The following is a 7,359-nucleotide window of genomic DNA, read 5'->3' as shown; positions in this document are numbered from 1 at the left end:
ACACGACTGCCAGAAATTGAAACTCATTTGATTGCAACACCACAGATAGCTCTTGAAGCTGCCGCCAATATTTGCCGGGAAGCAGGCGTAACACCGTATATCCTGGGAGACAGCCTTGAAGGTGAAGCTCGTGATATGGGGCAGGTTATGGCAGGAATTGCCCGGCAGGTAGCGGATAAATCTCAACCTTTTGTCTCACCTTGTATTTTACTCTCTGGAGGGGAGTCGACAGTCACACTTAAAGGAAGTGGGCGTGGTGGGCGTAACGTTGAATTCCTTCTTTCTCTGGCTATCGCTCTGGGTGGAAAGACTGGAATTACTGCATTGGCCTGCGACACAGACGGTGTTGATGGTGCAGAAGAGATAGCCGGAGCTATTTGCGACGACACAACATTAAGCAGGGCCTGGCAGCAGGGTACAAATCCGGCTGCCAGTCTGGAAAATAATGATGGTCATGGTTTCTTTGAAGGTCTTGGGGACAGTGTTATCACCGGCCCTACCATGACCAACGTGAACGACTTCCGCGCGATTTATATCCCTTAAGGCGAAATGTACTGTTTGGCATCTTTTCGGGCTGAAGACATATCTATTTTTCGAACAGCTGTTACTGATGGAGAGCTTACGCTGAATTCGTTTATGCCCATGCCTGTTGGTTCTGATTGAGTGGTGATTAGAAAGGGAAACCAGAGTTTCCCTTTATATGATATAGATAACCAGTCTTTAACCTATGCCACCGTAGATAATACCAAGTACATAAATCACAAATGTGGAGCCACAAAATGCATGCGAGTCATTGGCTCAAACCAGGGACCCAGCTGATTGCCAGCTTCAAGAGTAAGGCCGACGAGGGCGCTGATTAATGCAATTATTGCGATAGGAGCCTTTCGTGAAAAATATGAGTGTTTTGGTGTGAAGGTCTATACAAGCAGCTGCCCCTATCTAGGAGATAGCCTAAAGCAGCGTTGGCCCCTGTAAATAATTCTTTGTATGATTTTGGTATCAAAGGTTTGGCTATTTCCTGAGAGGGTCTATAAACCCGCCCTTCTTTCTTTATCTTTCAGGGAATACTGCCTTTTATGACCTCCCATACCATCTGGTTTGGAAGAAACATTTTTCCCAAAACGTTGCTCTGGATATTATTTGTTTCGTTTTGAGGGGGCTTGTCTGGCATGGGGGCGAGGATCACTCTGAACACTCATGGTTTCCTTTTTACAGCTCTGATGAAGGTCTTGTTCTGCTTTTAACAGATAGGGCACTTCTCTTTGAGGGGTTGGCAGTTCAGAAGTGTATTGGTTGCTTCTCAGGCCGCAACCACGACTGCAGCGCTTGGTGCCCGCCTCCCGTCACAACCGCCTTATGCAGATGACCAGCGTCAGCGATTCCGGTGAAAACACTTAACCCAATCACTGAATACGCAGCACGTGCTGCTACCCAAGTGTTTCCTGGCCCAAAGTTTCTTCTGCAACTGGATTTTGTTATTGGGCACGACACCCTCATGGCAGCAGAAATCCGGTGTCGTTAGTTTAGTCGGCGAATCGAGCGGAGTTAGGTGGCAATAAGGAATGTTTTTTGTCGTGATTGTCTGTTATTAATACAAATACGCTGCCTTCTGTGGTTTTTACAAGAGGCAGCTACTTGCCATGGAGTGGGCTTTACGGGATATTCCCGACTTGGATTTTCCTGATTACGATAATAAAAACGGAAACCTGATAATGATTTTTTCTGATATTTTTGTCCAAGCCAAAACCGGTTTGAAACTCTCTGGGTTAGCACTCGCTATGGCTTCAGCTCAGTCTTGGGCCATTGATGCTCCTAATCCTGACCCTAATCCGTCCCCGGATGTTCCTGCCACCGTGGGGACATGCCCGGATTATAGTGGTGTTTTAAACCTGCCGGCTTTTCACGGGCCGGAACAAAAGCGGTTTCAGCGCTGGCAGAGTCGCTACTGGAGCGGTAACCATTCTCCTTATCATATGGTGCACGATGAAATCGCCAACCCCGGTGAAAGTGTGACCGTTGTCGGGAAGTTCGATTACAGCCGCACAGTGCACAAGGATTTGGAAAGAGAGTATGTGCATGCCTATTTGTACGGCACCGGATTGGATGACTGGCAGTATCTGGGCAAATACAGAACCGACAGGGACGGTAAGGTTTCTGTTCCGGTGGCTGGCAAACCGGCTGGTGAGTATATTGTCCGTATGGTTGTGGAAGGCGACCTGAGTCAGGCCGACGGTTTTGTCTCTGTTGTCCCTCAGGGGCAGGAAACGGTGCTGTTTGATATTGATGGCACCCTGACCCTGTCGGACTTTGAACAGGTAGGTGACTATCTGGGTGCTTCGACTGCTCAGTCGTGGGGTTATGCCAAAGAGACGGTGCAGGCCTATGTGGATAAAGGATATCGGGTGATTTATGTGACAGGTCGCCCCTACTGGATTGCCCGGGATACCCGTGAGTGGTTTACTAAGATCATTGACCTGCCCCAGTGGCATATACGCACTAATGACGACGGTGGCTCCCCGCTGAGTTATGAAACTGAGGCTTATAAACTGGCATACCTGACGTCTCTGCAGCAGGACAAAGGACTGAACATTGTCCGTGCCTATGGTAATGCTGATACAGATATTACCGCCTTCGCGGATTCCGGTATTGCCAAGAAAGAGACTTGGATTATCGGTGAACACGCCGGCGCTCAAGGTACCCAGGGAATTTATGGGGATTACAGTGGACACTACTTCGATGTAGTGGAATCCACTCCTAATGCCGCCTGCCGGACAGAGTAATATAGACAAGAGTAAGTCAGGTTCTGACTTACTCTTTTTTCTTGATACGGTATTTTTTGGCTTCTTTTTTAGGTTCGACTTGCCTGATTGGGCGTATAACCGTTATTTGATATCTGGTGTCAGGCTTCCTATAGCGAATGAGCCCATCAATACGACGGGCGTTGCGCAATAGATAACCACCACTGTGAGCCTGCAAGAAGGTAAGTGGAAGTAACAGCTTTGTTGGACGGCTTTTAACAGGCTGGTGTGACACCTACCTTTTGAAACACACGATCAATTGTATGAGAGCTGATCTTTTCATCCTGAGCAGCCAGCTTAATGCCACAGGCAGCTTCCGAAAAGGTGGAATAAGCTGTCCAGTAAATCCGATTGGCACGGACTACAAGGGAAAATGCTTTGCGAACATCACCCTGAAAGGCTTCTACGAGGTAGAAAAAGGCACGATTGAAGATTCCGCTACCATTATGGACAATGTGATTGCGTTTTTTTAAAAAACCATCATCCGGTGAGTTTTTTTTGGTATCTTCCAGAAGGTTATCCCAACTGTATCGACATCCTGCTACTGGCTCTTCACACTCGGCTGAACCAAAGTCATAGGGAGCCGTGAATGAGCGAAAGGCCTCTTTCGTTCTTGCGATGCGGTCGCCAATACGCCAATCAATATCGCGTGTTCCCATAATGGTCTCGTAAGCTGTAAAGTAATTTTGGCGTAGGAAATATTCGGCAGCGATGGCTGTGATATCAGAAAATGCTTCATTGACAGAACCCGACTGATAAAAGTATGAAAGCTTCGAGTTTGTGTAGGTAAATGCATGACCTATCTCATGGGCTACAGTGTCCAGAGATGTCCATGAATAGGCATTTTCATCTCCATCCCCAAAATAAAGGTAGGGGTAGCTCCAGTGAGCATTACCGTGGCGTTCACCGACATTGACCAGAGCAAGTAATTGCCTTGCTGATCCATCGGATTTTTCCCACACTGGTACATTGAGCCACTCTCGAAACATGTTGATGACCAGATTTGAGAAAGCATAAACATCATTCGCTGGTCCCCAGCTTCCATTGATGAACTGGCCATTATTTTCACCACAGGGGTAGCTTATGGATTTTAGATCTTGAGAGGCATACTTGGGATAGCGATTATTTTCGATGCTAATGACTTTTACATGGGCGTTCTCTAAAAAACAGGTTTCCTCATCTTGAGAAACCAGAAGCTCGGGCATTGCAGGGGCACCATAAAAATACTGCCCGGTTTTTTCGTTGCCCCCCGGTCCACGGTCACTATAGAGCGATTGCACATTGCTCCAGCGTTGAAGAATGTCCTTGTTTTTGGTTGCAATTACATAGTGGGGCCAGAAGGGAGCGCCGATGCGTGACTTCCCACGAAAGCTCACTTTATAAGCAAGGTGGGCGTCCTCTTTATTTTCAACCCATATCACCAATTGGCTTTCAATATCCGATAAATTTCCACGGTGACCAGTGCTCTTAGTGAAATCTTTTTTAGCAAGTTCGATGATCTCCTCTCGGAATACATCTGTTTCGTATTCTTTAGCAACCTCAATATTCAGGTTTCTTGCCAGCTTTCCAAAAAAACGGGCGGATTTGGAAGTTTGCTTGCTTCCTTTTGGCATGCGCTTGACGAGAGTGTGCCCCTCAACTTTGAGGCCTTTGTAATATTGTTGATACCGCACGTATTTTTTGTCACCTGCAAGAAAACTGCGTACCTTGACCAAACTGTTAACAACGGTACTGGTATCCAGATCATCAGTGGAGTCATCGAGCAGAGTAAAGCCTTTTAACTCATTGATTCGGGCTCCGTTGATAAAATCAGAATTCAAAGCCCAGGCCGGTGTAATCAACAAACTAAAACAGGAGCAATAGAAAATAATATTGGCTATACAGTGCACAAGTGCGTTCATTAAAAATCCTTTTCGTTTTATCCAACCCTTGTTTAGATATAGTCCATTTTTATGATTTGTATCGGAGGCTTTACGTTTATTGGAATAATGAGGCACATGAATCTGTGTACCCCGCTGTTCTCTCGTGGATTTAATGAGTAATCGGGAAGTTGGTCCGCCCTTCCCAAGGGGGCAGTGAGCTAATTGATGAAACCTTTTTCCGGGAATCCCGCAAAGGGCAGCGAGGGCTGGGTTCTGCAGCCCGTAAACGAGGTGGTCGATCCAGACGCAAGAAAAAGCCGCCAGAGAATGCCAGTAAAAAGTCAGAAACAATCAGAAAAGCTCCCGTCATGGTGGCCTGCGACCGCCAGCAACATGTAACCGATGCCGTTCTCGAACATGTGAGTAACGATGAACTCTTCACGCAACTGACAGACCAACTCAACGTGACGCTGAAAGAGTTGGTCACATTCAAACAGCCAACGCTTATCACAGTGAGCTCAAACGTTGTATCAATGGTTTTTTTCAAAGGCGTGGCAACGAAATATTTATCGCGCTATCTGGGCTGGAAACGATTTTTAAAGACACATATCTTCTCAGAAGAGAGTTTATTAGATCAGGAGGCATCTCATTGGCTTAACCCACAGTTAGTGTGAACAGAGTCTTGTTCTGGATGACAACGACACCGCCATTGGTTTTTTACCTGCACGATATAAGGGGTACACCTGCAACGATGATCACTGTCCAAAACGCTATTTAGGCATCAGCAAAAGTGAGTGGCCTGAAATTACACAGAAGGGCTGAACGCCCTCGTAGATAATCCACCCCACTGCAAGTCGCCCTGGATCGGGAGATGGCTTACCAGCAAATGAACAAGAGCCGAAAAGAAGCGTACCTGCGATCTATTCGTGACCCCCTTACTGGCTGTTTTACCCGTTACTACATGGATGAAGCCGTCACTCGTCTTATTGATCTCAATAGCAGGCGTAGTGACAGAAGCAGGCTTTGTCTGGTTATGTTCGACGTGGATTACTTCAAAGAGATTAATGATACCTGGGGGCATATCACAGGCGACAAAGCTCTCATACACATGACTGAAATTTTACAGGGCAGCATTCGAACATCTGATATTCTTGTGCGTTACGGTGGCGATGAGTTTTTACTGTGCATGCCCTTCTGTGATGTGAATCACGCCTATCAAAAGCTGTCAGAAACCTGCAGAAAAATCAGTACCACACTATTAACAGTAGACGACAGAGAGTTAGCAGTAAACGACAGAGATTTAGCAGTAAACGACAGAGAGTACACCATGCCGGTAAGTGTCGGCCTTATTGAACATCCGAAAGGAGGAAGTTTCAGAGACAGTTTGAAGTATGTGGATACAGCCCTGTATCACGCTAAAAGTAATGGCAGGAACCAGATTTTCATTGGATCAACACCATAAAAAATAAGGTCACCGATACGTACATACACTTGCCGACCAAGCGCTTGCTTGGTAACCTGAATCTCACTTTTTGATACCTTTTCCAAACAGTGAGATACGGAACGTGGCCAATAACAATCATTCCACCACATCCAACTCTCCCCACAAGGCTGTACGCATAGGTTGTGCGAGTGCCTTCTGGGGAGATACCGAAACAGCCGCTCACCAGCTGGTACGTCAAGGTAACCTGGATTATCTGGTTTTCGATTATCTGGCTGAAGTCACTCTCTCTATTATGGCTGGCGCCAGAATGAAAGACCCCAGCGTCGGCTATGCTCCCGACTTTATCAAATACGCCCTTAAGCCTGTTCTTTCTGAAATTGCTGAGCAGGGCATCAAGGTCATCAGTAATGCCGGTGGTGTAAATCCTGGCTCTTGCCGTGATGCTCTTGAAACATTAATTCAAGAGGCGGGGCTTGATCTTAAGGTTGCTCTTGTTCAGGGCGACAACCTGATGCCAAAAGTCAAAGAGATGAAAAAGGCTGGAGTTACCGAGATGTTCTCCGGTGATGAGATGCCTGGCGGCATTGTCACCATGAACGCTTATCTCGGCGCCGCTCCCATTGTTCAGGCTTTGAAAGATGGCGCTGACATAGTTATCACTGGTCGTATAGCAGACAGTGCTGTTGTCACAGCGCCACTGGTTCATGAATTTAACTGGAAGATGACCGAATACACTCATCTCGCCCAAGCCAGCCTGGCAGGGCACATTGTTGAATGTGGTGCTCAATGTACCGGTGGTAATTTCTCCGATTGGGAAACCATTCAGGATGGTTATGACAATATGGGCTTCCCTATTATTGAGTGTGAAGCCGATGGCAGCTTTGTGGTGACCAAACCAGAAGGCACTGGTGGTCGGGTAAACCGTGAAACCGTTGCAGAGCAGCTGGTTTACGAGATTGGCGACCCCCGTGCTTATTACCTACCAGATGTCGTTTGCGATTTCTCCCATGTTGACCTGGAAGACGTTGGAAGCGACAGAGTTCGCGTTACCGGCGCGGTTGGCTTTGCCCCCACTGATTCTTACAAAGTGTCCGCCACCTGGATGGATGGCTTCAAATGTTCAGCAGCCTTTTTACTGGCAGGAGTTGATGCACGCAAGAAGGGTGAAGCTGTAGCTGCAGCGATTGTTGCTAAAACCAGTCGTTTATTTGAAGAACGTGGTATGGGCGCCTACCGGGATCACAATATTGAAATT

Annotated in this window: 5 protein-coding genes and 1 pseudogene; 5 read left to right on the top strand and 1 reads right to left on the bottom strand. The window is 47.0% G+C overall.

Going from position 1 to position 7,359, the window contains the following annotated elements:
- Together QMA35_RS20415 and QMA35_RS20410 are read left to right on the top strand one after the other, a co-directional pair.
- A partial coding sequence (locus tag QMA35_RS20415; RefSeq protein WP_281648992.1) for an MOFRL family protein occupies positions 1-543 on the top strand: 543 nt, incomplete at its 5' end.
- Between the two features lie 1,097 nt (positions 544-1,640).
- Positions 1,641-2,780, top strand: coding sequence for a haloacid dehalogenase (locus tag QMA35_RS20410; protein WP_281648991.1), 1,140 nt, complete (start codon positions 1,641-1,643; stop codon positions 2,778-2,780).
- A 233-nt stretch (positions 2,781-3,013) separates the two neighbouring features.
- Here QMA35_RS20410 and QMA35_RS20405 read toward each other — a convergent pair whose 3' ends face one another.
- On the bottom strand, positions 3,014-4,699 hold the full coding sequence (locus QMA35_RS20405; RefSeq protein WP_281648990.1) for a M4 family metallopeptidase: 1,686 nt from the start codon (positions 4,697-4,699) through the stop codon (positions 3,014-3,016).
- A 182-nt stretch (positions 4,700-4,881) separates the two neighbouring features.
- On the opposite strand from QMA35_RS20405, the pseudogene QMA35_RS20400 reads away from it, so the two are divergent.
- The 3 genes and pseudogenes from QMA35_RS20400 to QMA35_RS20390 all read left to right on the top strand — a co-directional run.
- A pseudogene (locus tag QMA35_RS20400) lies at positions 4,882-5,259 on the top strand (hypothetical protein); the annotation flags it as partial.
- Positions 5,260-5,531: 272 nt separating this feature from the next.
- Entirely contained in the window at positions 5,532-6,122 is a 591-nt protein-coding gene (locus tag QMA35_RS20395; protein ID WP_281648989.1) for a GGDEF domain-containing protein, read from the top strand.
- A gap of 103 nt (positions 6,123-6,225) precedes the next feature.
- Positions 6,226-7,359, top strand: a 1,134-nt coding sequence (locus tag QMA35_RS20390) for an acyclic terpene utilization AtuA family protein (protein WP_281648988.1), incomplete at its 3' end; no start/stop codon positions are given.

The organism is Parendozoicomonas sp. Alg238-R29 (genome assembly GCF_947331445.1).
GTDB lineage: Bacteria > Pseudomonadota > Gammaproteobacteria > Pseudomonadales > Endozoicomonadaceae > Sansalvadorimonas.
The sequence above is the reverse complement of the archived record's forward strand: the minus strand, read 5'-3'. Positions and strand labels throughout refer to the sequence as shown.